The sequence below is a fragment of the Amycolatopsis lexingtonensis genome (assembly GCF_014873755.1).
Taxonomy (GTDB): Bacteria; Actinomycetota; Actinomycetes; order Mycobacteriales; family Pseudonocardiaceae; genus Amycolatopsis; species Amycolatopsis lexingtonensis.
In genome coordinates this window covers 627608-651384 of record NZ_JADBEG010000001.1, presented here as the reverse complement: position 1 = coordinate 651384, position 23777 = coordinate 627608, and the positions used below count along the sequence as shown (strand labels likewise).

General features: G+C 72.8%; 18 protein-coding genes. 5 read left to right on the top strand and 13 right to left on the bottom strand.

The window, feature by feature from the left end:
• Window positions 1-40 precede the first annotated feature (40 nt).
• Genes H4696_RS03005 through H4696_RS02995 form a run of 3 tightly spaced genes read left to right on the top strand, consistent with a single transcriptional unit; the run spans window position 41 to window position 3104 of the window.
• The gene (locus tag H4696_RS03005; protein WP_086856099.1) at window positions 41-1186 is read left to right on the top strand and encodes an acyl-CoA dehydrogenase family protein; all 1146 of its coding nucleotides are present in this window, start codon (window positions 41-43) and stop codon (window positions 1184-1186) included.
• Complete coding sequence (locus H4696_RS03000; protein WP_086856098.1) at window positions 1183-1944, top strand: SDR family oxidoreductase; 762 nt, start codon at window positions 1183-1185, stop codon at window positions 1942-1944. The genes H4696_RS03005 and H4696_RS03000 overlap by 4 nt, the downstream gene beginning before the upstream one ends.
• A gap of 8 nt (window positions 1945-1952) precedes the next feature.
• On the top strand, window positions 1953-3104 hold the full coding sequence (locus H4696_RS02995) for an acetyl-CoA C-acetyltransferase (RefSeq protein ID WP_086856097.1): 1152 nt from the start codon (window positions 1953-1955) through the stop codon (window positions 3102-3104).
• Here the strand turns inward: H4696_RS02995 and fgd are convergent, their stop codons facing one another.
• The 8 genes from fgd to H4696_RS02955 all read right to left on the bottom strand — a co-directional run bounded on the left by fgd (window position 3105) and on the right by H4696_RS02955 (window position 10360).
• The gene (gene fgd, locus H4696_RS02990; protein ID WP_169734796.1) at window positions 3105-4109 is read right to left on the bottom strand and encodes a glucose-6-phosphate dehydrogenase (coenzyme-F420); all 1005 of its coding nucleotides are present in this window, start codon (window positions 4107-4109) and stop codon (window positions 3105-3107) included. It abuts the gene before it with no gap.
• 2 nt (window positions 4110-4111) lie between these two features.
• Window positions 4112-5167 (bottom strand): NAD(P)H-dependent flavin oxidoreductase, encoded by a 1056-nt coding sequence (locus H4696_RS02985; RefSeq protein ID WP_086856095.1) that lies wholly within the window; start codon window positions 5165-5167, stop codon window positions 4112-4114.
• Complete coding sequence (locus tag H4696_RS02980; RefSeq protein ID WP_086856094.1) at window positions 5164-5895, bottom strand: CoA-transferase subunit beta; 732 nt, start codon at window positions 5893-5895, stop codon at window positions 5164-5166. Before H4696_RS02980 ends, H4696_RS02985 begins: the two co-directional genes overlap by 4 nt.
• A complete protein-coding gene (locus tag H4696_RS02975; protein ID WP_086856093.1) occupies window positions 5892-6755 on the bottom strand; it encodes a CoA transferase subunit A in 864 nt (287 codons plus the stop codon). The genes H4696_RS02980 and H4696_RS02975 overlap by 4 nt, the downstream gene beginning before the upstream one ends.
• Window positions 6745-7485, bottom strand: a complete 741-nt coding sequence (locus tag H4696_RS02970; RefSeq protein WP_086856092.1) for an enoyl-CoA hydratase family protein — start codon at window positions 7483-7485, stop codon at window positions 6745-6747. The genes H4696_RS02975 and H4696_RS02970 overlap by 11 nt, the downstream gene beginning before the upstream one ends.
• Complete coding sequence (locus H4696_RS02965; RefSeq protein ID WP_086856091.1) at window positions 7485-8363, bottom strand: SDR family oxidoreductase; 879 nt, start codon at window positions 8361-8363, stop codon at window positions 7485-7487. The genes H4696_RS02970 and H4696_RS02965 overlap by 1 nt, the downstream gene beginning before the upstream one ends.
• The gene (locus H4696_RS02960) at window positions 8360-9127 is read right to left on the bottom strand and encodes an SDR family oxidoreductase (protein WP_086856090.1); all 768 of its coding nucleotides are present in this window, start codon (window positions 9125-9127) and stop codon (window positions 8360-8362) included. Before H4696_RS02960 ends, H4696_RS02965 begins: the two co-directional genes overlap by 4 nt.
• A gap of 96 nt (window positions 9128-9223) precedes the next feature.
• Window positions 9224-10360 carry a PucR family transcriptional regulator gene (locus H4696_RS02955; RefSeq protein ID WP_249026821.1) on the bottom strand — a complete coding sequence of 379 codons (1137 nt, stop codon included), beginning with the start codon at window positions 10358-10360 and terminating at the stop codon, window positions 9224-9226.
• Between the two features lie 137 nt (window positions 10361-10497).
• Between H4696_RS02955 and H4696_RS02950 the strand changes: the two genes are divergently transcribed.
• Together H4696_RS02950 and H4696_RS02945 are read left to right on the top strand one after the other, a co-directional pair.
• Window positions 10498-11166, top strand: a complete 669-nt coding sequence (locus H4696_RS02950; protein WP_086856089.1) for a TetR/AcrR family transcriptional regulator — start codon at window positions 10498-10500, stop codon at window positions 11164-11166.
• Window positions 11167-11321: 155 nt separating this feature from the next.
• The gene (locus H4696_RS02945) at window positions 11322-11972 is read left to right on the top strand and encodes a cutinase family protein (RefSeq protein ID WP_086856088.1); all 651 of its coding nucleotides are present in this window, start codon (window positions 11322-11324) and stop codon (window positions 11970-11972) included.
• A gap of 4 nt (window positions 11973-11976) precedes the next feature.
• Here the strand turns inward: H4696_RS02945 and H4696_RS02940 are convergent, their stop codons facing one another.
• Genes H4696_RS02940 through H4696_RS02920 form a run of 5 tightly spaced genes read right to left on the bottom strand, consistent with a single transcriptional unit; the run spans window position 11977 to window position 23733 of the window.
• Window positions 11977-13161 (bottom strand): lipase family protein, encoded by a 1185-nt coding sequence (locus H4696_RS02940; protein WP_143264907.1) that lies wholly within the window; start codon window positions 13159-13161, stop codon window positions 11977-11979.
• A 54-nt stretch (window positions 13162-13215) separates the two neighbouring features.
• Window positions 13216-14190 (bottom strand): alpha/beta hydrolase, encoded by a 975-nt coding sequence (locus H4696_RS02935; RefSeq protein WP_086856087.1) that lies wholly within the window; start codon window positions 14188-14190, stop codon window positions 13216-13218.
• 17 nt (window positions 14191-14207) lie between these two features.
• A complete protein-coding gene (locus H4696_RS02930) occupies window positions 14208-15785 on the bottom strand; it encodes an acyl-CoA carboxylase subunit beta (RefSeq protein WP_086856086.1) in 1578 nt (525 codons plus the stop codon).
• A complete protein-coding gene (locus H4696_RS02925; protein ID WP_086856085.1) occupies window positions 15785-21910 on the bottom strand; it encodes a type I polyketide synthase in 6126 nt (2041 codons plus the stop codon). The genes H4696_RS02930 and H4696_RS02925 overlap by 1 nt, the downstream gene beginning before the upstream one ends.
• On the bottom strand, window positions 21907-23733 hold the full coding sequence (locus tag H4696_RS02920; RefSeq protein WP_086856084.1) for a fatty acyl-AMP ligase: 1827 nt from the start codon (window positions 23731-23733) through the stop codon (window positions 21907-21909). The genes H4696_RS02925 and H4696_RS02920 overlap by 4 nt, the downstream gene beginning before the upstream one ends.
• Between the last annotated feature and the right edge of the window lie 44 nt (window positions 23734-23777).

The following is a 23777-nucleotide window of genomic DNA, read 5'->3' as shown; positions in this document are numbered from 1 at the left end:
ACCCTAGGTGCCGGACCGGCCCGGCGGCAAGGAGGCGTGTGTGGAACCGACGGGATTCCGCCGTGAAGTCGCCGGCTGGCTGGCCGCCAACCTGACCGGCGAGTTCGCCCGGCTGCGCGGCCTGGGCGGCCCGGGACGCGAGCACGAGGAGTTCGAGCTGCGGCTGGCCTGGGAACGCCACCTCGCCGCCGCGGGCTGGACCGGCGTCGGGTGGCCGGCCGAGCACGGCGGCCGCGGGCTGTCGCTGGCCGAGCAGGTCGCCTTCCACGAGGAGTACGCCGCCTCCGGCGCCCCCGCCCGGGTCAACCACATCGGCGAGCAGCTCCTCGGCCCGACGCTCATCGCGTTCGGCACGCCGGAGCAGCGGGCCCGGTTCCTGCCGAAGATCCTCGCCGTCGAGGAACTGTGGTGCCAGGGCTACTCCGAGCCCGGCGCCGGCTCCGACCTCGCCGCCGTCTCGACGTCGGCCGTCCTGCGCGACGGCGAATGGGTGCTCAACGGGCAGAAGATCTGGACGTCGCTGGCGCACGTGGCCGACTGGTGCTTCGTCGTGGCCCGCACCGAGCCCGGTTCCCAGCGCCACCACGGCCTCTCCTATCTGCTGGTGCCGCTGCGCCAGGACGGCGTCACCGTGCGGCCGATCCAGCAGCTCACCGGCACGTCGGAGTTCAACGAGGTCTTCTTCGACGACGCCCGCACGCCCGCCGGTCTCGTCGTCGGCGAACCCGGCGAGGGGTGGAAGATCGCGATGGCCACCCTGGGCTTCGAACGCGGGGTGTCCACGCTCGGCCAGCAGATCGGCTTCCGCCGCGAACTCGACGACATCACCGCGGAGGCCCAGCGGACCGGCACCTACGACGACCCGCTGCTGCGCGCCGACCTCACCCGCGCCCGCATCGGCCTGCGCGTCCTGCGGGCGCACGCGTTGCGGACACTGGGCCAGGCCGCCGGTCCCGAAGTCGCCGTCGGCAAGCTGCTCTGGGCGCAGTGGCACCGGGGCCTGGGCGAACTCGCCATGCGCGCCCGTGGCGCGCGGTCGCTCACCTCGGCCACCGCCGAGCTGGATGACTGGCAGCGGCTCTACCTGTTCACCCGCGCCGACACCATCTACGGCGGCTCGGACGAAATCGAACGGAACATCATCGCCGAGCGCGTCCTCGGCCTGCCCCGGGAGGCCCGCCCGTGATCCCCCACTACCCGCCCGGCCACAACTTGCTCGCGGGCAAGGTCGTCGTGGTCACCGCCGCGGCCGGCACCGGCATCGGCTCGGCCGCGGCCAAGCGCTGCCTGGAGGAAGGCGCGCGGGTCGTCATCAGCGACTGGCACGAGCGGCGCCTGAAGGAGAAGGCCGCGGAACTGGGCGAGGTGCACGCGATCCCCTGCGACGTCACGCAGGAGGACCAGGTCCAGGCGCTCGTCGACGGCGCCGTGGCGCACTACGGGCGCGTCGACGTGCTGATCAACAACGCCGGGCTCGGCGGCACGAAGTCCGTGCTGGAGATGACCGACGACGAGTGGTCGAAGGTCCTCGACATCACCCTCACCGGCACCTTCCGCTGCACCCGCGCGGTGCTGAAGCAGTTCGTCGCCCAGGGCGGCGGCGGCGCGATCGTCAACAACGCCTCGGTGATCGGCTGGCGCGCCCAGGCCGGGCAGGCCCACTACGCCGCCGCGAAGGCCGGGGTCATGGCGCTGACCCGCTGCTCCGCGCTCGACGCCGCCGACCACGGCGTCCGGATCAACGCCGTCGCCCCCAGCCTCGCGATGCACCCCTTCCTCGCCAAGGTGACCAGCGACGAACTCCTCGAAGACCTCACGAAACGCGAAGCCTTCGGCCGCGCCGCCGAACCCTGGGAAGTCGCCAACGTCATGGTCTTCCTCGCCAGCGACTACGCCAGTTACCTGACCGGCGAAGTCGTCTCCGTCAGCAGCCAGCACCCCTAGGAGCGCCCGTGCCCGAAGCCTTCCTCCTCGACGCGGTCCGCACCCCGGTCGGCCGGCGCGGCGGCGCCCTGTCCGGGTGGCACTCCGCCGACCTCGGCGCGCACGTCATCCAGGCGGTCGTCGCGCGCACGGGCGTCGACCCGGACCTCGTCGACGACGTCATCCTCGGCTGCACCGACACCCTCGGGCCGCAGTCGGGCAACATCGCGCGCACGGCGTGGCTGGCGGCGGGGTTCGGCGACCACGTGCCCGGGGTGACCGTCGACCGGCAGTGCGGGTCGAGCCAGCAGGCCGTCCACTTCGCCGCCCAGGCCGTCATGTCGGGCACGCAGGACCTGGTGCTGGCCGGGGGCGTGCAGAACATGAGCCGCATCCCGATCAGCGCGGCCATGCTGGCCGGGCGCGAATACGGCTTCGAGGACCCGTTCTCCGGCTCGAAGGGCTGGCAGGAGCGCTACGGCAGCGTCGAGGTCTCGCAGTTCCGCAGCGCGGACATGATCGCTTCGCACTGGGACATCAGCCGGGAGACCATGGAGGAGTACGCGCTGCGCAGCCACCAGCGGGCGCTGGCGGCGATCGACGCCGGGCGGTTCGACGCGGAAATCGCGCCGGTCGACGGTTTCCGGCACGACGAGGGGCCGCGCCGGGACACGTCGCTGGAGCGGATGCGCGGCCTGAAGCCGTTGGGTGAGGGCTACCGGCTGACGGCGGCGGTGGCCAGCCAGATTTCCGACGGCGCGAGCGCGGCCCTGCTGGCGTCCGCGTCGTTCGTGAAGGAGCACGGCCTGACGCCTCGCGCGCGGATCCACCACCTGTCGGTGCGCGCCGCGGACCCGGTGTGGATGCTGACCGGCCCGATCCCGGCCACCGCGCACGCGCTGCTCAAGGCCGGGCTGGCCATCGAGGACATCGACCTGTTCGAGGTCAACGAGGCCTTCGCCAGCGTCGTCCTGGCCTGGCTGGACGAAACCGGCGCGGACCCCGACCGGGTCAACGTGAACGGGGGCGGAATCGCCCTCGGCCACCCGATCGGGGCCACCGGCACCAAGCTCCTGGCGACGCTCCTGCACGAACTGGAACGCCGCGGCGGCCGCTACGGCCTGCAGACGATGTGCGAAGGCGGCGGCACCGCCAACGTCACCATCATCGAACGGCTGTGATCAGCCGAGTTCGCGCAGCTTCGGCAGGACGTCTTCGGAGAACTGGGTCAGGAAGCGCTCCTGGTCGTGGCCAGGGCCGTGCACGACCAGGTGGTTCAGCCCCGCGTCGACGTACGGCTTCACCAGCGCCACCGCCTCGTCCGGGTCGGACGCCACGATCCAGCGCTTGGCGACCTGCTCGATCGGCAGCTCGTTGGCCAGCCGCTCCATCTCATCAGCCGACGAGATCGTGTGCTTCTGCTCCGCCGTCAGCGACAGCGGGGCCCAGAAGCGCGTGTTCTCCAGCGCCTTCTCCGGGTCGCGGTCGTAGGAGATCTTGACCTCGATCATCCGGTCGATGTCCTTGACCTCGCGCCCGGCGGCTTCCGCGCCCTCGGCCACGGCCGGCATCAGCTTCTCGGTGTAGAGGTCCATGCCCTTGCCCGAGGTGCAGATGAAGCCGTCGCCCGCGCGGCCGGCGTACTTGGCCACCACCGGGCCGCCCGCGGCGATGTACACCGGCAGCGGCTGGTCCGGGCGGTCGTAGATCCGCGCGTCGACCAGCTTGTAGTACTCGCCGTCGTGCGAGACGTTGTCCTCGGTCCACAGCCGCCGCATCAGCGTGATCGCCTCGCGCAGCCGCGCGAACCGCTCCTTGAACTCCGGCCACTCCATCCCGGAGACGGCGATCTCGTTGAGCGCCTCGCCGGTGCCGACGCCCAGCGTCACCCGGCCCTCCGACAGCAGCGACATCGACGCGAACGCCTGCGCGATCACCGCCGGGTTGTACCGGAACGTCGGGGTCAGCACGCTCGTGCCGATCTGCACCCGGCGCGTGCGCTCCGCCACCGCCGGGATGAACGCCAGCGCCCACGGCGCGTGCCCGCCTTCGTGCCGCCACGGCAGGAAGTGATCCGCCACCCAGACCGAGTCCAGGCCGACCTCCTCGGCGCGCACGGCGTACTCGACCAGGTCGCGCGCCCCGAACTGCTCCGGCGACGCCTTGTAACCGACCTTGAGCGCCACTGTCATCCTCCCGTTTCCCGGCCGAGGCGCCGCAGGATCTCACCCGCCTCGGCCACCGTGCCCTCGACGATCTCGCCCACCGTGGGCAGGTCGTGGATCATGCCCACCACCTGCCCCGACGCTAGCACTCCGGCGTCGGTCCGGCCTTCGACCAGCCCCGCACGCAGCAGCATGGGGGTGTTGGCCGCCATGACCAGCTGACTCCAGGTGAGATCGTTGCCGTGCTTCATCGCGAAGCCTTCTTTGACCATGGCAACCGGGGACAGTCCGGTGATATTCCGGAAGCGGAGCGCGTTTCGCGCGGCCTGCGCGAGTCCCTTCAGCCGCCCGGAACGCTCGAGCCGGTCGACGAGGTCGGTGCGCAGCACCCGGTGCGGCAGGCCGTCGACCCGGCGGGTGACGACCGTCCCGGTGAGCCCTTGGCCGAGGTAGACGCGCTTGACCTCGTCGGGGACCGTGCTCTCCTTGCTGAGCAGGAACCGGGTGCCCATCGCCACGCCCGCGGCCCCGTAGGCCAGCGCGGCGGCGAGCCCGCGGCCGTCGAAGAAGCCGCCGGCCGCGATCACCGGGATGTCGACGGTGTCCAGCACGGACGGCAGCAGGAGCGTGGTGGCGACGCCGCCGGTGTGCCCGCCGCCTTCGCCGCCCTGGACGATCACGGCGTCCGCGCCCCAGCCGGCGACCTTCTCGGCGTGCCGGGCGGCGCCGACCGACGGGACCACGACGATCCCGTGGTCCCGCAGCTTCGCGATCATCTCCTTCCGCGGCGCGAGCGCGAACGACGCCACCTTCACGCCTTCGCGGATGAGCAGGTCCACCCGGTCGCCCGCGTCGGCGGCGTCGGCCCGCAGGTTGACGCCGAACGGCTTCCCGGTGCGCTTCTTGACCTCGGCGATCGCGGCTTCCAGCTCGAGGTAGGTCATCGTGGCCGAGGCGAGGATGCCGAGGGCGCCCGCTTCGGCGGTCGCCGACACCAGCCGGGGGCCGGCGACCCAGCCCATGCCGGTCTGGACGATCGGGTGCTCGACGCCCGCCAGCCGGGTCAGCGCGGTCCTCACGCCGGGACTTCCTTGTCGCGGAAGCTCTTCGGATCGAGCACTTCGCGGATCAGGCGCAGTTCTTCGGCGGTCGGCTCGCGGCTGGTTCCGGCGTCCGTGAAGTCGATCTCGAAGGTCGTCGCCTCGGCGACCTCCTCGCGGGTGACCCCCGGGTGCAGCGACACCGCCCGCATCGAGTGGTCCGGCGTGCCGAAGTCGAACACGCCGAGGTTGGTGACAACGCGGTGGACGTCGTGGTACTTCTCGGCGGACGGCCCCGCCTTGGCCGCGTTGTCGTAGCCGACCCCGGACACGACGTCCACAGCATCCACGAACACCCGGGTGGAGTGCTTCGGCACCCAGTAGCTGGTGCGGTGGTTGACCGTGTTGCCGGGCGCGCCGCGCACGCCGAGCAGCTGCTTCTTCGGGTGCGCGTGGTCGCCGATGGCGGAGATGTTCTGGTTGCCGTACCGGTCGACCTGGTTCGCGCCCATCACGACGTGCCGCCGCCCGTGCGGGACGATCGTGTCGAGCATCTTGCGGAACGGCTGCCAACCCTCGACCACGCCGTCCGGGGTGACCAGGTACGCCTCCCCGTCGGACATCAGCAGGTCCGGCTCGAACGTCAGCCGCGCGAGCTTCGCGCCCAGCTGCGGGATCAGGCCCATCGGGCTGGCGACGATCTCGCCGTCGCCGCGGAACAGCTCGGCCACCGCCACGACGGCGATCTCGGCCCGGGTCGCGTTCATGCCGCCTCCGCCTCGAACTTGTCCACTTCGGACAGATAGGTCCGTTCGTCACCGGAGAGGAACCGGTCCACGAACCCGGGCCACGCGTCGAGGTCCTTGGCGCAGGTGGCGTAGTGGCGCTGGAACCGTTCGTCCCGGCCATAGTCCGGGACCGCGGTGGTGAAGTGCGCGCCCCGCGGTGCCTCGACGACACCGTCCACCGCGCCGCGGTTGAGCAGCAGCGACTGCACCGGCCCGCCCGCCGTCAGCTCCGCCGTCCCGACGACCTTTTCCACGGACACGAACCGCTTCGCCGCCGCGAGGCAGAACAGGTCGTCGAAGTACGGGTCCGGGCCGAGGTACTGGGCGTTGCCACGGGCGTCGGCGCGGTTGAGGTGCACCAAAGCGACGTCGAGGTGCTGGGCCGGGACGGCGACGAGCTCCTCGGCGTCGGCGTAGGGCGAGCGCACGGTCCGCAGGTCAGGGTTGGCGCGCATCACCTCCGAGCCGAGCCCGGCGCGCAGCGGCAGGAACGGAAGCCGTTGCGCCGCCGCGGAAAGCGCCGCGCCGAACATGCCTTCGTCGTATTCGGTCACCGCGATCGCGCCGGTTTCGCGGGCGCGGCCGAACCACGGGTCGAACGGGATCGAATCCAGCGTGACGAACCCGAACACGACCCGCTTGACCTTGCCCGCCGCGCACAGCAGGCCGACGTCGGGACCGCCGTAGGAGACGACGGTGAGGTCCTTCACCGGCGTGCGCAGGATGGCGCGGACCAGGGCCATCGGCTTGCGCCGCGAACCCCAGCCGCCGATGCCGACCGTCATGCCGTCTTCCAGTTCCGCCGCGACTTCGTCGGCGGTCATGCGCTTATCGGCCATTCAAGAACTCCTCGCGGGCCTCGTCGGACGCGCCGAGCAGGTTGAGCTCGAAGGTGAAGCCCTGCTCGAACCGGTAGCTGCGGTGCACCTGCTGGGTGTCGATCCCGTTCAACGCCTCCTTGGCGGCCCGGATGACCCGCGGGTCCTTCTTCGCGATGTCGGCGGCGACGGCCAGCGCCGCGTCGTCCAGCTCCGCGCGCGGCACGACCTGGTAGACCGAGCCGTGGGCGTGCAACTCGGCCGCGGTGATGGTGCGGGCGGTGAAGTACAGCGTGCGCATCAGGTGCTGCGGCACCAGCCGGGCCAGGTGCGTCGCCGCGCCGAGCGCCCCACGTTCCACTTCGGGGACACCGAACGTGGCGTCGTCGGACGCGATGACGACGTCCGCGTTGCCGACCAGCCCGATCCCGCCGCCGAGGCAGAAGCCGTGCACCGCCGCGACCACCGGCACCTGGCAGTCGTAGACCGCCCCGAAAGCCGCGTAGCAGCCCCGGTTCGCGCCGACGAGGGCGTCGTACCCCGCGCTGCGCTGGATCTCCTTGATGTCCACACCCGCGTTGAAGCCCCGCCCCTCGGCGCGCAGCACGACGACGTGGACGTCCGGGTCGCGCCCGGCCCGGGTGATCGCGTCGGCCAGGTCGAACCACCCTTGCACCGGCAGCGCGTTGACCGGCGGGAAGTCGACCGTGACGACCTCGACGTGCGCGTCGCGCTTGGTCAGGATGCCCATCAGCTCGCTCCGTAGACGGGTTCGGGCTCGGGCGCGCGCTCGAGCAAGTCGGCGACGACCGGGCCGAGTTCGGCCGGGTCCCAGCGCTCCCCCTTGTCCACGGCCGGGCCGTGCCGCCAGCCCTGCGCGAGCGACACCTTGCCGCCCTCGACCTCGAACATCCGGCCGGTGACGTGCGAGGATTCCTCGCTGCCCAGCCACACGACCAGCGGCGAGACGTTTTCCGGCGCCATCGCGTCGAAGCCGCTCTCGGGCCTCGCCATCGAGGCGAACACCCCTTCGGTCATCCGCGTCCGCGCGGCCGGGGCGATCGCGTTCACCGTCACCCCGTACCGCGCCAGCTCGGCCGCCGCCACGACGGTCAACCCGGCGATACCCGCCTTCGCCGCCGAATAGTTGCCCTGACCCACGCTGCCCAGCAACCCGGCGCCCGAACTGGTGTTGATCACCCGCGCTCGCGGCATCCGGCCCGCTTTGGCCTCGGCCCGCCAGTGCGCGGCCGCATGCCGCAACGGCGCGAAATGCCCCTTCAGGTGCACGCGGATCACCGCGTCCCACTCGTCCTCGTCCAGGTTGGCCAGCATCCGGTCCCGGACGAAGCCCGCGTTGTTGACCAGCACGTCGAGGCGCCCGAAGGTCTCCAGCGCCGTGCCGATCAGTTCCGCGGCCCCGGTCCAGTCGGCGACGTCCGAGGTGTTCGCCACCGCCTTCCCGCCGAGTTCCCCGATCTCGGCGACGACCTCGGCGGTCGCGTCCCCGGCCACGTCGTTGACCACGACCAGCGCGCCCTCCGCCGCGAACGCGAGGGCGTGCGCACGCCCGATCCCGCGTCCGGCTCCGGTCACCACGACCACCCGGTCCTGGCACAACCCGCTCACGAATCCTCCCGATGGTTGACGTCGGCCGCGGCGAGGAAAGCCGGGACCTCACCGCCGCCGTGCACGCGCAAGGTCGCGCCGGAGACGTAGGAAGCCAGCGGCGAAGCCAGGAAAGCGGCGCACGCGCCGACTTCCTCGGGCTCGGCCAGCCGGCCCAGCGGCACGGTCTTCCCGACCGCTTCGACCGCGGCTTCGCTGCCGTAGTGCAGGTGGGACTGCTCGGTCCGCACCATCCCGACGTCGAGGGCGTTGACCCGCACCTTCGGCGCCCACTCCACGGCGAGGCTCGCGGTCAGGTTGTCGAGCCCGGCTTTCGCGGCGCCGTAGGCCGCGGTCCCGGGCGACGGACGTGTCCCGCTGACGCTGGAGATCATCACGATCGCACCGCCGTCGTCCTGGCGCTGCATCACGGCGTTCGCGTGCTGCGAGACCAGCAGTGGCGCCAGCAGGTTCAGCTGCACGACCTTCTCGTGCAGCCGCGGCGAGCCCTCCGCCGCCGGGACGTACGGCGCCCCGCCGGCGTTGTTCACGACGACGTCGAGCCGCCCGTGCCGCTCGACGATCCCCTCGACGAGCGCGGCGACCTGCGCTTCGTCGCGGACGTCGCACTGGACGAATTCGGCGTCGGTGGGCGCTTCGCGGCGCGCGCAGGTGACCACGCGGGCGCCGTGGGCCAGGAACACGTTGCAGATGCCCTGGCCGACGCCGCGGACACCGCCGGTGACCAGCACCACGGAACCGGCCAGGCCCAGATCGGTCTTCACGTCACAAAACTAGAACACGTTCTCACTTGGGGCAAGGTGCCCCGGCCCGCCGGTGTCTTGAATGAGTCATTCAGGTCTTCGGAGGTCCTGAATGACTCATTCAAGACCTCCGCGCAAACCCGACGCGCGCAACGCCGCCTGCATCGCGAACCGGGCGTCCGCGTTCTCCAGCCGGTCCCCGAACGCCTGCTTCAGCTGGCGCACGCGGTACCGCACCGTCTGCGGGTGCACCGACAGCTCCACGGCGATCTTCTCCGAGTTGCCGCCGTTCTCCAGCCAGGACAGCAACGTCTCCCCCAGCCGCCGCCGAGTGCGGTCCGGGAACTGCGCCAGCGGGGCCAGTTCGCGGTCCGCCAGCTGGTCCACCAGCGGCGCGTCGGACAGCAGCCACAACGTCGTCAGGTGCTCCGCGCACCACGTCACCGGCACATCCGGGAGCGCGCCGCCGGCCACCAGGCGCAGGGCGGTGCGGGCCCAGCGCAGGGAATCGGCCGCGCCCGCGAGGTCCGTCGGCGGGCCGACCGCCACGCGCGTGCCGAGGCGGGCCAGCGTGTCGGCGCCGACGGGCGCGGGCAGGAGCAGGTACGGCTGCGGCGGTTCGAGGTCGGTGAGCACCTCGGGCCCCCACGGCGGGCCCACCGCCGTCTCCGCCGCGATCGCCGCCACCGAAGCGGGGACCGGCCAGCCGGCCGCGGCCGCGAGCTCGGCGAGAACCGGCTCCGGGACGGCGCCCGGGCCGACGAGGAGCCGCAGCAGCCGGCGGCGCAGGCCCGCCCGCGTGCCCTCGATCTCCGCGCGCGCTTCGCGGTAGCCCTGCGCCGACATCCGGGCCAGCTCGTCCGCGTAGCCGAACAGCATCTCGGCCAGCCGCGCCATCGCCGTAGACGACAGCCGGTGGCGGCGGCCGAGCCGCATGATCCAGCGCCAGCCCGCGCGGGTGCCGACGCGGTACGCCGCCTGCAGGTCGTCGAGCGTCCGACCCTCGCGCGCCTCGCCCGCGCCGAGCCGGTGGCAGGTCTCGTACAGCCGGTCGCGCGGCGCCATCGGGTCTTCGACGAGGTCCACGAAGAGCGCGACCGCGCACTCGACGCCGTGCCGGGTGACGCGGCCGTAGGACCCGTCCCCCGGCCGGGCGAAGACCGGGACGGCCCGCCACACCTCCTGCACGATCCAGTCCACCAGCGCCGGGAGGGCGGGGCGCATGAGCGCCGCCAGTTCGCTTCTCCCGAGCACTTCTTCACCGTCGTCCCGGGGAGCCGGGACACGCTGCCGGGCACTTTCGGGCGACACCAGGGTTCCTCCACCGGGGACGGGCGAACGGAACGAGCTTTACCGGACGGTAAAGCAGCGGGACCGTACAGTACACCGCTATGAGCCGGCCGAGTCCCCCTGATCGATCCAGCACCCGCCGCAGCCCGGCCGCCCGGCCCACCGACGGCGAACTGCTCGACGCCGCCCGCGCCGTGTTCGCCGAGCGCGGTTACGCCCAGGCCACCATGGGGCTGATCGCCGACCGCGCCGACTCCACCAAACCGACGCTGTACGCGCACTTCGGGGACAAAGCGGCCCTTTTCCGCGCCACCGTGACCCGCGAAGTCGCCGCGCTGCGGGACTGGGTGCTCGCCGCCTACGAAACCGCGAACGGGCGGCCGCTGGAAGACCGGGTGCGGCTTTCGGTGATGGCGATGTTCAGCTACGCCGGCGCCCACCCGGACAGCTTCCGGCTGCTGTTCGACTCCGCCGTCGACGAGATGTCGAACGAGCGCCGCGCGCTGGCCGACACCGTCACCACGCACGTCCTCGCCCGGGTCCGCGAGCACCTGCTGGCCCGGGGCCGGACGCCCGGCCCCGGCGCGGAACTGCTCGCCGCGATGATGGTGGGCCTCGTCGGCCGCGCCGCGATGCACGTCTCGCACTCCCCCGGCGTCGACCCGATCGCGGCGGGCGAACTGGCCACCGGCTTCGTCATGGCCGCGCTGCGCGGCCTCGACCCGGCGCTGCTCGACCACGTCGGCGAAGCGCGCCAGTGCGCCACCTGAGCGTCCACAACGGACTGATTGTCACCCGCTGAACAATTCCGGAATTGCCTCTTGCCGCGGTCGGCGGCCACTGCGACGCTGCCGATGAAAGCGATTCCGGCACACCCGGAAAGCGCTTGCCGACTCCGTTTTCCGCGAAGAGGTGTTGATCAGTCATGAAAACACGCCTGTTTTCCGCCGCCGCCGCGCTCGGCCTCGCCGTCACCGGTCTCGGCGTCGCCGCTGCACCCGCGGCCTCGGCCGCCGCGCCGTGCACCGACATCGACGTCCCGGTCGCCCGCGGCACCGGCGAACCCGGCACGCTGGGCTTCATCGTCGGCGACCCCGTCTACCAAGCGGTCCAGAACACGCTGCGCCCGCGTTCGCTCAGCAGCTACCGGGTCGACTACCCGGCCGACCTCGGCGAGCCCGCGTCGGTCCAGAAGGGAAACACCGATCTGGTCGACCACGTCAAAGCGCAGGCCGCGGCCTGCCCGCAGCAGCGGTTCGTGCTGATCGGCTACTCCCAGGGCGCCAACGTCGTCGACAACTCGATCGGCATCAGCAGCGACGGCGCCGTCGTCGGCGGCCCGATCGTCGCGACCATCCCCGCCGACCTCGCGCCCCGGATCGCGGCGATCCTGCTGTTCGGCAACCCGATCCGCGCGCTCGGCCGCCAGGTCACCGGCACGTATCAGAGCCGCACCAAGGACTACTGCGCCGGCGGCGATCCGATCTGCCAGGCGGGCGGCTTCAACTTCCTGGCCCACCTGAGCTACGGCAACAACGCCGCCGACGCAGCAGCCTTCGCCGCTACGAAGGTCTGACGCCTCAGCAGTTCGACGGCGCCGCCGCCCCCGTGAAGCGGTTGACGATCCACTGGTGGGCGTCGGCGTTGCCGGCGAAGATCCCGGTGGCGTGGTCGGAGATGTAGGTCTTCCACTGCTCCCGGACGCCCGCCGCGCAGTACGTCCGGTGCAGCGTCTCCGCCTGCGGGGTGTTGACGATCTCGTCGGTGCTCGCGTGGTACTGGAACACCGGCACCCGCGGCGGGTTCGCACCCAGCTTGTTCTGCGCCAGCCGCGCCTGCCACTGCGGAGTGGCCAGCGGGTTCGACGTCGTGTAGTCACTGATCTTCTTGAACGAATAGTTCAGCAGCAGTTCCGCGACGCAGGCGTTCTTCTTGGCGTCCGACAACTGCTGCCGGCCCGTGTCGTTGAGGAACGAATCCAGTTTCAGGTCCGGATAGGCCGCGTCCAGCCCGACCGCGGCGAACGCGAGGAACCCGAACCCGATGTACCCGTCGAGCCCCTTGGCGACCTCGGTGAGGTCGGCCGGGATCCCGCCCGCGACGACACCGACGAGGTTCAGCTCCGGCGCGTACGAGGGCTGCTTCTCCCCCGCCCACATCGCTCCGCCGCCACCCTGCGAGTAGCCCTGGAAGATCACCTTGGCGCCCTTGGCCAGCCCGGCGGACGGGAGGTTCTGCGCCGCCCGCACCGAATCGATCACGGCCGGCCCCATCGACTGCCCGGTGATGTAGGTGGGCACGGTCGCCGGGGAGTAGCCCTCGTAGTCGGTCACCGCGACCGCGTACCCGCTCGAGAGCGAGTCGTTGATGGCGGGCTGGTCGTACAGCGTCCCCCGCTCCATCGCCTTGGACGCCGTGCACTTGAACGCCGGGCCCTGCGTGCCCACCGCGTAGCCGACGATCGGCGCCGTGGCCGGGTCCTTCCCCTTGGGCACCAGGATCGTCCCGGTCACCGCGTCCGGCCGGCCCTGTGCGTTGGTCGAGAGGTACATCACCTGCCAGGCGTCGGCGTTGGCCGCGTTGAGCAGCGGGACGGTGGGGCGCCAGCGGAGCACGTCCCCGGGTTTCCCGGCCGGCAGCGGCGACGGCGGGGTGTAGAACGAGTCGTCGAACGGCCCGGGCAGGATCGGCGCCGCGCCGGCGGGCGGGCTCGCGGCCACCACCCCCAGTGCCACCAGGCAGCAGCTCACCAGCGCCGACACCAGCTGTCGCACGTGGACGGACTTCACCACAACCTCCATCGGTAGAGGGGAATTCGGTCAGGCGGGCAGGCCGAGGGCGCCGGCCAGGACCGGCCAGGAGTTGTGCAGGGCCCGCTGCCAGTACGGCCAGCTGTGCGTGCCCGGCCCGTAGTAGTCGACGGTCGCGGGAATCCCCTTGGCCCGCAGCAGATCCGTGAAGCTCTGCGAAGACAGCAGTGCCGAGGGCTCCAGGACGTCGGACTGGCCGGGCGGGTCGAGCGGCCCGGTCTGGCCGTTGCCGCACGAGATGTAGAGCGCCGTGCCGCGCAGCTGGTCGACGTGGTCGTACGGGTTGGCGGCCGACCAGAGCGGCCGCATCCCGAAGGAATCGCCCCACAGCTGGAGGTAGTTGTAGATGCCGGCGCGGGCGAGGATGCCGATGATCCAGACCGGGATGCCGGGAAAGAGGGTGTTCGGCACGCCGCTGTAGGAGGCGGCCGCGCCGAACATCCCCGGGTGCTTGAACGCGTACGCGAGCGCGCCGTACCCGCCGATCGACAGCCCGGCGACCGCGCGCTGAGTGCCGCCGCGGTAGCCGCGTTCGACGATCTGGCGCACTTCGGCGGTGTGGAAGGTGTCCCAGTCGGGAGTGCTGCCCAAGCCGAAGTTCCACCACTTGGTGTACATCCCGGCCGGCCCGTCGGTCGGCATCACGACGAGGGCGTCCTTGTTCGCGGTGAACGCCTTGACGTCGGTGAACTGGTCCCACGACTTGTAGTCGACGGGTTCGCAGCAGCCGTGCAGCAGGAACAGCACCGGCCAGGTCCGGCTCGGCTGCGCGGCCCACCCGGCCGGCACGATCAGCCGGACCATCCCGGTGGTGCCGAGCGCGGGCGAGCTGATCTTGAGGTCGACGGTCCGGGCGTCCACCCAGGTCTCCCCGACGACCTTCGCCCCGTCGTCGGCCACCGCCGGGGCGGCCACGGCCGGGGTCACGCCCCCGGCGGCCACCAAGAGCACGGCGGACAACGCCAGCAAAGCCCATCGCTTCATCGCGACTCCTCGACTCGTCACAGGGGGATGTTGCCGTGCTTCTTCGCCGGCAGGGTCTGCCGTTTGGTCCGCAGGGTCCGCAGCGCCCGCGCCACGTGCAGGCGGGTCTGCGACGGCGTGACGACCTGGTCGACGTACCCGCGTTCGGCGGCGAGGTACGGGCCGCCGTGGCGCTCGCGGTACTCCTCGGTGAGCCGGCGGCGGGTGGCTTCCCGTTGCTGCGGCGGCAACGCGGCCAGCTCGCGCCGGTGCAGCACCTGCACCGCGCCTTCGGCCCCCATCACCGCGATTTCGGCGGTGGGCCACGCCAGCACGGCGTCAGCGCCGAGGTGCTTCGAGCCCATCACCGCGTAGCCGCCGCCGTAAGCCTTGCGCACCACCACGGTCACCTTCGGCACCGTCGCCTCCGAGTAGGCGTAGATCAGCTTCGCGCCGCGGCGGATGATCCCGCCGCGTTCCTGCCCGGTGCCCGGCAGGTAGCCGGGGACGTCGGCGAGGGTGAGCAGCGGGATCCCGAAGGCGTCGCAGAAGCGCACGAACCGGGCCGCCTTCTCGGACGCGTCGATGTCGAGCACGCCGGCCTGGTGGCGCGGCTGGTTGGCGACGACGCCGACCGACCGGCCCTGGACCCGGCCGAACGCGCAGATCATGTTGGGTGCGAAGGCACTGTGCACCTCGGTGTAGTCGCCGTCGTCGACCAGCGCGGCGATCAGCTCGGCCATGTCGTAGGTCCGGTGTGGCGAGTCGGGCACCAGCCGGTCGAGCGCGAGGTCGGCCGGCGTGACGACGGGACTGGTGTCGTCGGCGTACTCCGGGGCGAGGTCGAGGTTGTTCTGCGGCAGGTAGCCGAGCAGGGTCTGCACCCACTCGACGGCGTCCTCTTCGGACACCGCGCGGTGGTGGGCGTTGCCGGCCACTTCGGACTGGACGGCCGCGCCGCCGAGCTCCTGCGCGGTCACCCGCTCGCCGGTGACCGCGTGCACGACGTCCGGGCCGGTGACGAACATGTGCGAGGTCCCGTCGACCATCACGGTGAAGTCGGTGATCGCGGGCGCGTAGACGGCGCCGCCCGCGCACGGGCCCATGATCATCGAAATCTGCGGGATGACGCCGGAGGCGTGCGCGTTGCGGCGGCCCAGCTCGGCGTAGTACGCCAGCGAGACGACGCCTTCCTGGATCCGGGCGCCGCCGGAGTCGTTGATCCCGACGACCGGGCAGCCCAGCGACATCGCGAGGTCCATCACCTTGAGGACCTTCTCGCCCGAGACTTCGCCCATGCTCCCGCCGAAGACGCTGAAGTCCTGGGAGAACACGCAGATCTGCCGCCCGTCGACGGTGCCGTGCCCGGTCACCACGCCGTCGCCCCACGGCCGGTTGGCGTCCATCCCGAACTCGGCGCACCGGTGCCGCGCGAACTGGTCCAGCTCCACAAAGGATCCGGGGTCCAGCAGCAGGCCGATTCGTTCGCGCGCGGTCAGCTTGCCCTTGGCGTGCTGCCGGTCGACGGCCCGCTTCTCGGCGATCCGAACGGCTTCGTCCTGCCGCGCGGCGAGGTCGGCGATCCGGAACGCCGTGCCCGGCATGAGTTCGTCCATCACCGCACCCCTGTCCCGAGCCGCGCGGCGAGCGCGGCCGCCAGCTCCGTCACGTGCGGCGGGTCGATCATCGACACGTGGTCACCGGGCACCCGCACGACGTCGAGCGCGGGGCAGTACGCGTCCCAGCCGAGGGTGTCGTCGGTGCGCAGGTACCGCGGGTCCAGCGCGGTGGTCAGCGGGTGCGGGTCCTGCGCCCGCAGCAGCACCACCCGCCCGTCGTAGCGCGCGGGGGTGTACCGCTCGGCGACCCGGGCGTCCACATAGGACTCGTACTGGTGCCGCAGCACCCCGGCGCCGAGGTCCGGCACGTGCTCGGCGAGTTTCGCCATCACCCACCGGATCTGCGCGTCCTCGTCGAGGCGCGTGAGTTCCTCGCGCGGCACCGAGAACGGCACCCCGTACGTCCGCGAAACGTGGTCGGCGAACCGGTCGAAGCGGTCCAGCAGCAGCTCTTCCACCGGGGTTTCGGGTGCGGGCAGCGGCAGGATGGTGTCGATCAGGAACACCAGTTCGGCGCCGCCGAGCCGCCGCGCGGTCTCGTAGGCCAGGCAGCCGCCGAACGACCAGCCGCCGAGCCGGTAGGGGCCGTCCGGCTGGATCTCGCGGACCAGCTCGGCGTAGCAGGCGGCCTTGCCCTCGACGGTGTCCTCGTCGTCGATCCGCTCGAACCCGTACACCGGCTGCCCTTCCGGCAGCAGCCGCACCAGCTCGCGGTAGACGCTCGCCCGGCCGCCCGCCGGGTGGAACAGGAACACCGGATCGGCGACGCCGTCCCGCAGCACCCGCACCGGCCCGCCCCCGTGCCCTTCCAGCTCGGGCCGCAGCAGATCGGCCATCGCGGCGACGGTCGGGGTGTCGAACAGCCGGTCGGGCACCACGTCGAGTTCGGCGGCGAACAGCGCCCGCAGCCGTTCCGGATCGCCGCCCGCGGCGAAGAAGTCGTCGTGCACGCCGGGTTCGGCCCCGCCCACGACGGTCCGCCAATGGCGCGCCACCCACCGTTCGGCCGGATCCCGCGGCCCGGCGACGACCCGCTCGACGGGCGCGGCGGTCCCGAACCCGGCCTGCTCGGCGAGGTGCCCGGCGAGTTCACCGAGGCTGGCGCCGCGCAGGAGCAGCGGAATCGGCAGCGGCAGCCCGAAATCGCGTTCCACGGCACCGCGGGCCCGCATGGCCGACAGCGAATCGAGCCCGAGCCGGGTGAGCGGCACGTCCCGATCGACCTCGGCGAAGCCCAGCAGGTCTGCGATGAGCCCGGCGAGGTGGTCGGCGATCGCGGCCCTGGCCCGCTCGGGCGTCCCGGCCCGCAGGGTTTTCATGCCGTCCCAAGTGGACTGTTTCGGCGGGCTGAACAGGCTGAAGAACGGGCGTTCGGCGAGCCGCGGGAACAGTTCCAGGACGGTACCGGCGTCGATGCGGGCGACTCCGGTTTCCTGGCGGTCGCACGCCAGAACGGCGTCGAGCGCGGCCAGGGCTTCGTCGGTACCGAGCGGCGTCAGCACCGGGTTCGCCGACCCGGCCGCGGCGCCGACCTCGCCCCACGCGCCCCAGTTGATGGTCGCGGCGGGGAGCCCTTGAGCCCGACGCCAAGCGACGAGGGCGTCGGCCCAGGCGTTGGCGGTGGCGTAGGCGGCCTGGCCCGGCGACCCGAAGAGCGCGGCGGCGGAGGAGTAGACGAGCCACCAGTCCAGGTCGTGCCCGGCGGTCGCCTGGTGCAGCCGCCAAGCGCCCAGCGCCTTGGGCCGCCAGACGGCCTCGAGCGCCCCGGCATCGAGGGTGATCGCGGCCCCGTCGGCGAGCACACCGGCGGCGTGCAGCACCCCACGCAGCGGCACGCCCCCTTCGACGGCGGCCGCGACCAGCTTTTCGGCGGTCCCCGGTTCGGCGATGTCACCGGGCACCACGCGGACTTCGGTACCCAGCTCCCCGACGTCCATCGGGCGGCGGCTGCTGAGCACCACCCGCGTCGCCCCGCGCTCGGCCAGCCACTTCGCCGTCACCAAGCCGAGGCCGCCCAAGCCGCCCGTGATGATGTAGGCGCCGTCCCGGACCGGTTCGCGGACCGCCTCCCCGAGTTCCGGACGAGTCAGCCACCGGGTGTACCGGACGCCGTCGCGCCACGCGATCTCGTCGTCCGGAGCATCCGCGCGGACCTCATCACCCAGTCGCGCGAAGTCGTCCAAGTCCACCAAGGACGCCCGCAGTTCCGGGTGCTCGAACGCGAGCACCCGCACCAGCCCACGCACCGCGGCCAGCCCCGGCTCACCCGCCTCCCCTGGCCGGACGGCCTGCGCCCCCGCCGTGGCCAGCCACAACCGCGGCGGCGCCGGCAGCTCGGCCAGTTCGGCGACGACCCCGGTCAGCGTCTCGACCAGCCGCGCGGCGGACGCCGGATCCGGGTCGCCCGCCGAACCGAGGCGCGCGACGACCGCGGTCGTTTCCCCGTCCCGCACCAGCTTCGCGAGCACCGCGCGATCGCCGAGGCGGTCCGTGTCCAGCTCGATCCAGTGGTGCGGGCGCTCCGGCGCCACGGGAAGCTCCGCCGGCTGCCAGGTCGCTTCGAGGAGGAGCCGTCCCAGCGCCGCGTCGCGCAACGGGCGGCAGTAGACGTCCCGGAATTCGACCAGGACGACGTCCTCGGCATCGACCAGCTGGACGCTCCCGAGCAGTCCGTCGCCGGACGGGGCGACCATCGCGTCCACCCGCACGCCCTCGCGCGGCTCGCCCGCGACGACCACCTCGCCCACGGAAAGCGGCAGGTAGAGGACGTCCGCCGCGCCAACGGCCGCGGCCAGCGCGTGCAGGCAGGCGTCGGCGAGGGCGGGGTGCAGCACGTACGCCGGGTGGTCGGCTCCGGGCAGCGCGATCGACGCCGACGCGCGGCCGTCCGCGGCCACGACCCGGCGCAGGCCGCGGAACGCCGGCCCGTAGGACTGGCCCAGCTCCGCCAGCGCGCGGTAGACGTCGACGGGCTCCCCGTCGACCTCGCCGAGCGGCGGCGACGGCGTCCCGCCGGTCCCGATGCGGGCCGTGGCGTGGCGGACCCACTCGCCGGCCGCGGACTTGGCGTGCACGCTCAGCTCGCCGCCGGACAGGCTGGTCGTCACCTCGGTGTGCTCGGCCAGCGGGAGCACTTCCCGCAGTTCGAGGTCGCGCACGTGCCCGCCGGTGGCCAAGGCCAGCTCGAGGAACCCGGTGGCCGGGAACACCGGCAGGCCCCGCACGGTGTGGTCGGCCAGCCACGGCAGCACCGCGGTGCCGACGTCGGCGCGCCAGAGGTGGCCGCCGTCCGGGTGTTCGATGTGGACACCCAGCAGCGGGTGCCCGCCGCCGGCGCGGACGGGCCGCCGCAGCCAGAACCGCTCGTGCCGCCAGACGGGCCCGGGCAGCTCGACGGGCGCCGCCGGCGGCCGGGCGTCGAGCACGCCGGGCACGCCCAGGACGTGCAGCCGGGCGAGGCTGGTCAAGAACGCCGTCCGCTCGTCGATCCGCCGGCTCCCCGACGGCAGGCCGAGCACGCCGGCCTGCTCGATCGCGGCGAGCGCGACCGGGTGCGGCGCGATCTCGACGAAGGCGGTGTGCCCGTCCGCGGCCGCCGCGGCGAGGGCCTGGCTGAACCGCACCGGACGGCGCAGGTTCGCGGCCCAGTACTCGACGTCGAACGCGGGCCGCTCCCGCGGGTCGTCGAGAACGCTGCTGTAGCACGGAATTCCGGCCTCGCCCGGGGTGAGCCCGGCCAGGTCTTCACAGAGGCGACCGAGCACGGCGTCGACGGCGGCGGAGTGCCCGGCCCCGCCGACGGGCAGTCTCCGTGCGAGTCGTCCGAGGCGTTCGGCGTGCTCCACCAGCGCTTCGACCTGGTCGGCGGGCCCGCTGACGGTGCACTGGGTGGCCGACGCGTACACCGCGATGGCGACCTCCGGAAACTCCGCGAGTTCGGCGGGCGAGAGCTCGACGACGGCCATCGCCCCCGCTCCCGACTCGTCGAGTTCGGCGAGCAGCCGCGCCCGGGTGGCCATCACCCGCAGGCCGTCGGCCACGTCCAGCGCCCCGGCGACGACGGCCGCGGCGACCTCACCCATCGAGTGCCCGAGGACGGCCGCGGGGGTGACGCCGTGCGCCCGCCACAGCGCGGCGAGGGCGAGCTGCACGCCGAACAGGGTGAGCTGGGTCGCGGCGAGATCCGGCAGGTCCCGGTCGAGCGCTTCCCGCAGGGAAAACCCCGCTACGGCGCGGAAAACGGGATCGAGCGCGTCGATTTCGGCCCGGAAGTCGGGCTCCGATTCCACCAGGAGCCGGCCCATGCCCGGCCACTGCGACCCGTAGCCCGAGAAGACGAAGACGACGCTGGGCTCGGGTTCGGCCTGGCCCGCGACACCCCGTCCGGCCGCCAGCTCGCGCAGCGCCTCGACGACTTCTTCCCGGCGCTCGCCCACGACCGCGCCCCGCACCGGGAGGTGCTCCCGCCGATGCGCCAGGGTCGCCGCGACCGCACCCAGCGGCACGTTACTCCCGTCGAGCCAATCCGCCAGCTCCCCGGCCCGCGCCCGCAACACCGCGTCCGACCGTCCCGAGAGCGCGAACACCTGCGGCCCTGCCGCAGCCACCCGGGGCGGAAACGCCGCGGCGGGCCACTCTTCGAGCACGACGTGGGCATTGGTGCCCCCGAACCCGAACGCCGACACCCCGGCCCGCGCCGTCCCGGAGTACCGCGGCCACGGGGTCCCCTCCGTGACCACGCGCAGCCCGTCGAAGTCGATGTACGGGTTCGGCGCACGGAAATGCAGGCTCGGGGGCAGCCGCCGGTGCGTCATCGCCAGCACCACCTTGAGCACTCCGGCGATCCCGGCCGCCCCTTCGAGGTGCCCGAGGTTGCTCTTGACCGAGCCGAGCAGCAACGGCCGGTCCGCGTCACGCCCGAGGACCGCCGAAAGCGCCCCGGCCTCCAGCGGATCTCCCAGCGGCGTGCCGGTTCCGTGCGCCTCGACGTAGTCCACTGAGGACGGATCGATCCCCGCGTAGGCGTCCCGCAACAGCGCGGCCTGCGCTTCCGGGTTCGGCGCCGTCAGCCCGTTGGAGCGGCCGTCCGAATTCACCGCGCTGCCCCGCACCAGCGCCAGTACGCGGTCGCCGTCCCGCCGGGCCGCGCGCAACGGCTTCAGCACGACCACGCCGCAGCCCTCGCCGCGCACAATGCCGTCCGCGGCGGCGTCGAACGGCTTGCACCGGCCGTCGGCGGCGAGCACCCCCGCCCGGTGGAACCCCGCTGTGATCCCCGGCGACAGCAGCACGTTCACCCCGGCTGCCAGCGCGATTTCGCTCTCGCCGCGGCGCAGGCTCTGCACCGCCTGGTGCACCGCGACCAGCGACGACGAGCACGCGGTGTCCAGCGTGAGGCTCGGCCCGCGCAGGTCGAGCAGGTACGACAGCCGGTTCGCGGCGATGCTGGCCGCCGCCCCGGTCCCGGACCAGACGTCGACGCCCGCGACGTCGGTCATCGTCAGCGAGCCGTACTCGGTGGCCGACAGCCCGACGAACACGCCGGTCCGGCTGCCGCGCAGGCGGTGCGGCGGGATTCCGGCGTGCTCCAGCGCCGCCCACGCGACTTCCAGGAGGATCCGCTGCTGCGGGTCCATCGCCTCGGCTTCGCGCGGGGTGATGCCGAAGAACGCGGCGTCGAACCCGGCGACGTCGTCGAGGAAGCCGCCCTGCGCCGGCACGCCGGCAAGGTCTTCGGCGGGCGCGAACGTTTCCCAGCGGCCCGCCGGGACGTCGCCGATCGCGTCACCACCGGCATCGAGGAAGCGCCAGAACGCCTCCGGGGACTCGATCCCGCCTGGCAGGCGGCAGCCGAGGCCGATGATCGCGATCGGTTCCCCGGTCTCCCCCACCGGCTCCGGGATCCGTGCTGATTCCACTGTGGACAGGTGGGTGGCGAGCGCGGCGATCGTCGGGTACTGCCAGACGAGCGTCGGCGCCAGCGGGCGGCCGACGAACCGGCCCAGGTCGGCCGCGAGCGCCGTCGCGTCCCGTGAGGACAGTCCCAGCTCGTGGAGGGGACGGTCGGCGTCGACGTCGCCGAGCCGCTCCAGCAGCCAGGCGCGGATCCCGGCCGCGTTCACGCGAGCCGCCGCTCGGCCAGCGAACCGTCCGCATAGGACGCCCGGCAGCGGGCCCGGCTGATCTTCCCGCTCGACGTCCGCGGCACCTCGCCGGGCGCCAGGAAGACGACGTCGTGCAGGCGCAGCCCGTGCCCGGCCGACACCGCGGCCCGCAGGTCCGCGACCGCGTCGGCGACGTCGGCTTCGGCGTCCTTCGCGCGTTCCAGCACGACCACCGCCGCCTCTCCGTCGGGGACGTCGATCGCGAAGGCCGCCGCCGAGTGGGGCCGCACGGCCGGGTGTGCCTCCACCGTCTGCTCGATGTCCTGCGGGTAGTGGTTGCGGCCGTCGACGACGACCAGGTCCTTGAGCCGGCCGGTGACGAACAGCTCGCCGTCGAAGAGCACGCCGAGGTCGCCGGTCGCCAGCCAGCCCGCACCGGTGTCCGGGTCCAGCGGGGGCAGGCCGAAGATCGCCGCGGACGCGTCGGGCCGTCCCCAGTAGCCGCGGCCGACGTTCGGCCCGCTGACCCGGATTTCGCCGACTTCCCCCGGCTCGGCGGCATTTCCGGTCACCGGGTCGGCGATCCGCACCCGCTGGCCGGCCGGGCGGCCGCACGAGACGAGCGTGGTGCCGGACGCGGCCGGCACGGCGAACCCGGCGGCGAGGCGGTCCCGGTCGAACGTGACCTGCCGGGGTTCCTTCCCGCTGCCGGTCACGGAAACGAGCACGGTGGCCTCCGCCAGGCCGTAGGACGATCGGTGGACTTCAGGCCGCAGCCCGCACCCGCCGAAGGCGTCCTGGAACTTCGCGATCGTGGCCGGGAGCACCGGTTCGCTGCCGTTGATCAGCGACACGACCCGGCTCAGCTCCAGGAAGTCCTTTTCGGCCTCGGTCACGCGGGAAGCGCTGTAGGCGTAGGCGAAGTTGGGGGCCGCGCTGATCGCCCCCGGGCTCGCCGAAAGCGCTTGCAACCACCGCGCGGGCCGCTCGAGGAACGCCAGCGGGTCCATCAGCACCGCCGCCATCCCGCCGACCATCGGCGCGCCGATACCCAGGATCAGGCCCATGTCGTGGAACAGCGGCAGCCAGCTCACCGTCGACGTCGTCCGGCTCTCGACCCCGTAGGCCGCGCAGGCCTGCCGGGCGTTGGCGAGCACGTTGCGGTGGGTCAGCACCACGCCCGCGGGCGAGCGCGTCGAGCCCGACGTGTACTGCAGGTAGGCGACGGCGTCCGGATCGGGCCGCGGCCACTCGCGCGCTTCGGCCTCCGGCACCGCGTCCACGGCGACGACCTCGGGCCCGGCGGTGACTGTGTCGTTGGTTCCCGATCCGACGGCAGCCACGGCGGAAACTGTTGCGTCGCGCGGATCGGCTGCGGCCCCGCGTCCGCCTGCTTTCGGTCGGATCAGGAACTGGCGCACCGCGTCGAAGTCCGCCGCGGTGGTGAGCACGACCCGCGGGGTGCAGTCGGCGAGCGCCCCGGCCAGGCGGCCTTCGTGGCCGGGGAGCCCCGGGGCGAACAGCGGCACGGCGACCAGCCCGGCCCGCAGCGCGCCGAGGAAAGCCACGACGTAGTCGGCCGACTGCCCGGCCAGTACCGCCGCCCGCTCCCCCGGCGCCGCGATGTCCGCGAGCCGCGCCGCGACCGCGTCGACCCGCTCGTCGAGCGCCCGCCAGGTGAGCGTGACCGCGCGACCGTCCGCGGCGGCGCGGTGGTCCAGGTACGTGACGGCGGTTTCGCCGCCGAGCACCCGCGCCCACCGGGCCAGCAGGGTCGCGAACGATTCGCCGTCGTCGAGCTTTTCCGGCGTACCGGGAATCGGCTGGGAAATGGTTTCCATGGTCCCTCGCAGAGAGCGTTTACCGGCGCAGTGAATAGCCGCGC

Excerpts from the sequence above, each read along its gene's own strand:
- H4696_RS02980 (WP_086856094.1), bottom strand. The coding sequence starts at position 5,895 with ATGAACGCGACCCGGGCCGAGATCGCCGTCGTGGCGGTGGCCGAGCTG.
- H4696_RS02975 (WP_086856093.1), bottom strand. The coding sequence starts at position 6,755 with ATGGCCGATAAGCGCATGACCGCCGACGAAGTCGCGGCGGAACTGGAA.
- H4696_RS02970 (WP_086856092.1), bottom strand. The coding sequence starts at position 7,485 with ATGGGCATCCTGACCAAGCGCGACGCGCACGTCGAGGTCGTCACGGTC.
- H4696_RS02950 (WP_086856089.1), top strand. The coding sequence starts at position 10,498 with ATGAGCCGGCCGAGTCCCCCTGATCGATCCAGCACCCGCCGCAGCCCG.
- H4696_RS02945 (WP_086856088.1), top strand. The coding sequence starts at position 11,322 with ATGAAAACACGCCTGTTTTCCGCCGCCGCCGCGCTCGGCCTCGCCGTC.
- H4696_RS02935 (WP_086856087.1), bottom strand. The coding sequence starts at position 14,190 with ATGAAGCGATGGGCTTTGCTGGCGTTGTCCGCCGTGCTCTTGGTGGCC.
- H4696_RS02930 (WP_086856086.1), bottom strand. The coding sequence starts at position 15,785 with ATGGACGAACTCATGCCGGGCACGGCGTTCCGGATCGCCGACCTCGCC.
- H4696_RS02920 (WP_086856084.1), bottom strand. The coding sequence starts at position 23,733 with ATGGAAACCATTTCCCAGCCGATTCCCGGTACGCCGGAAAAGCTCGAC.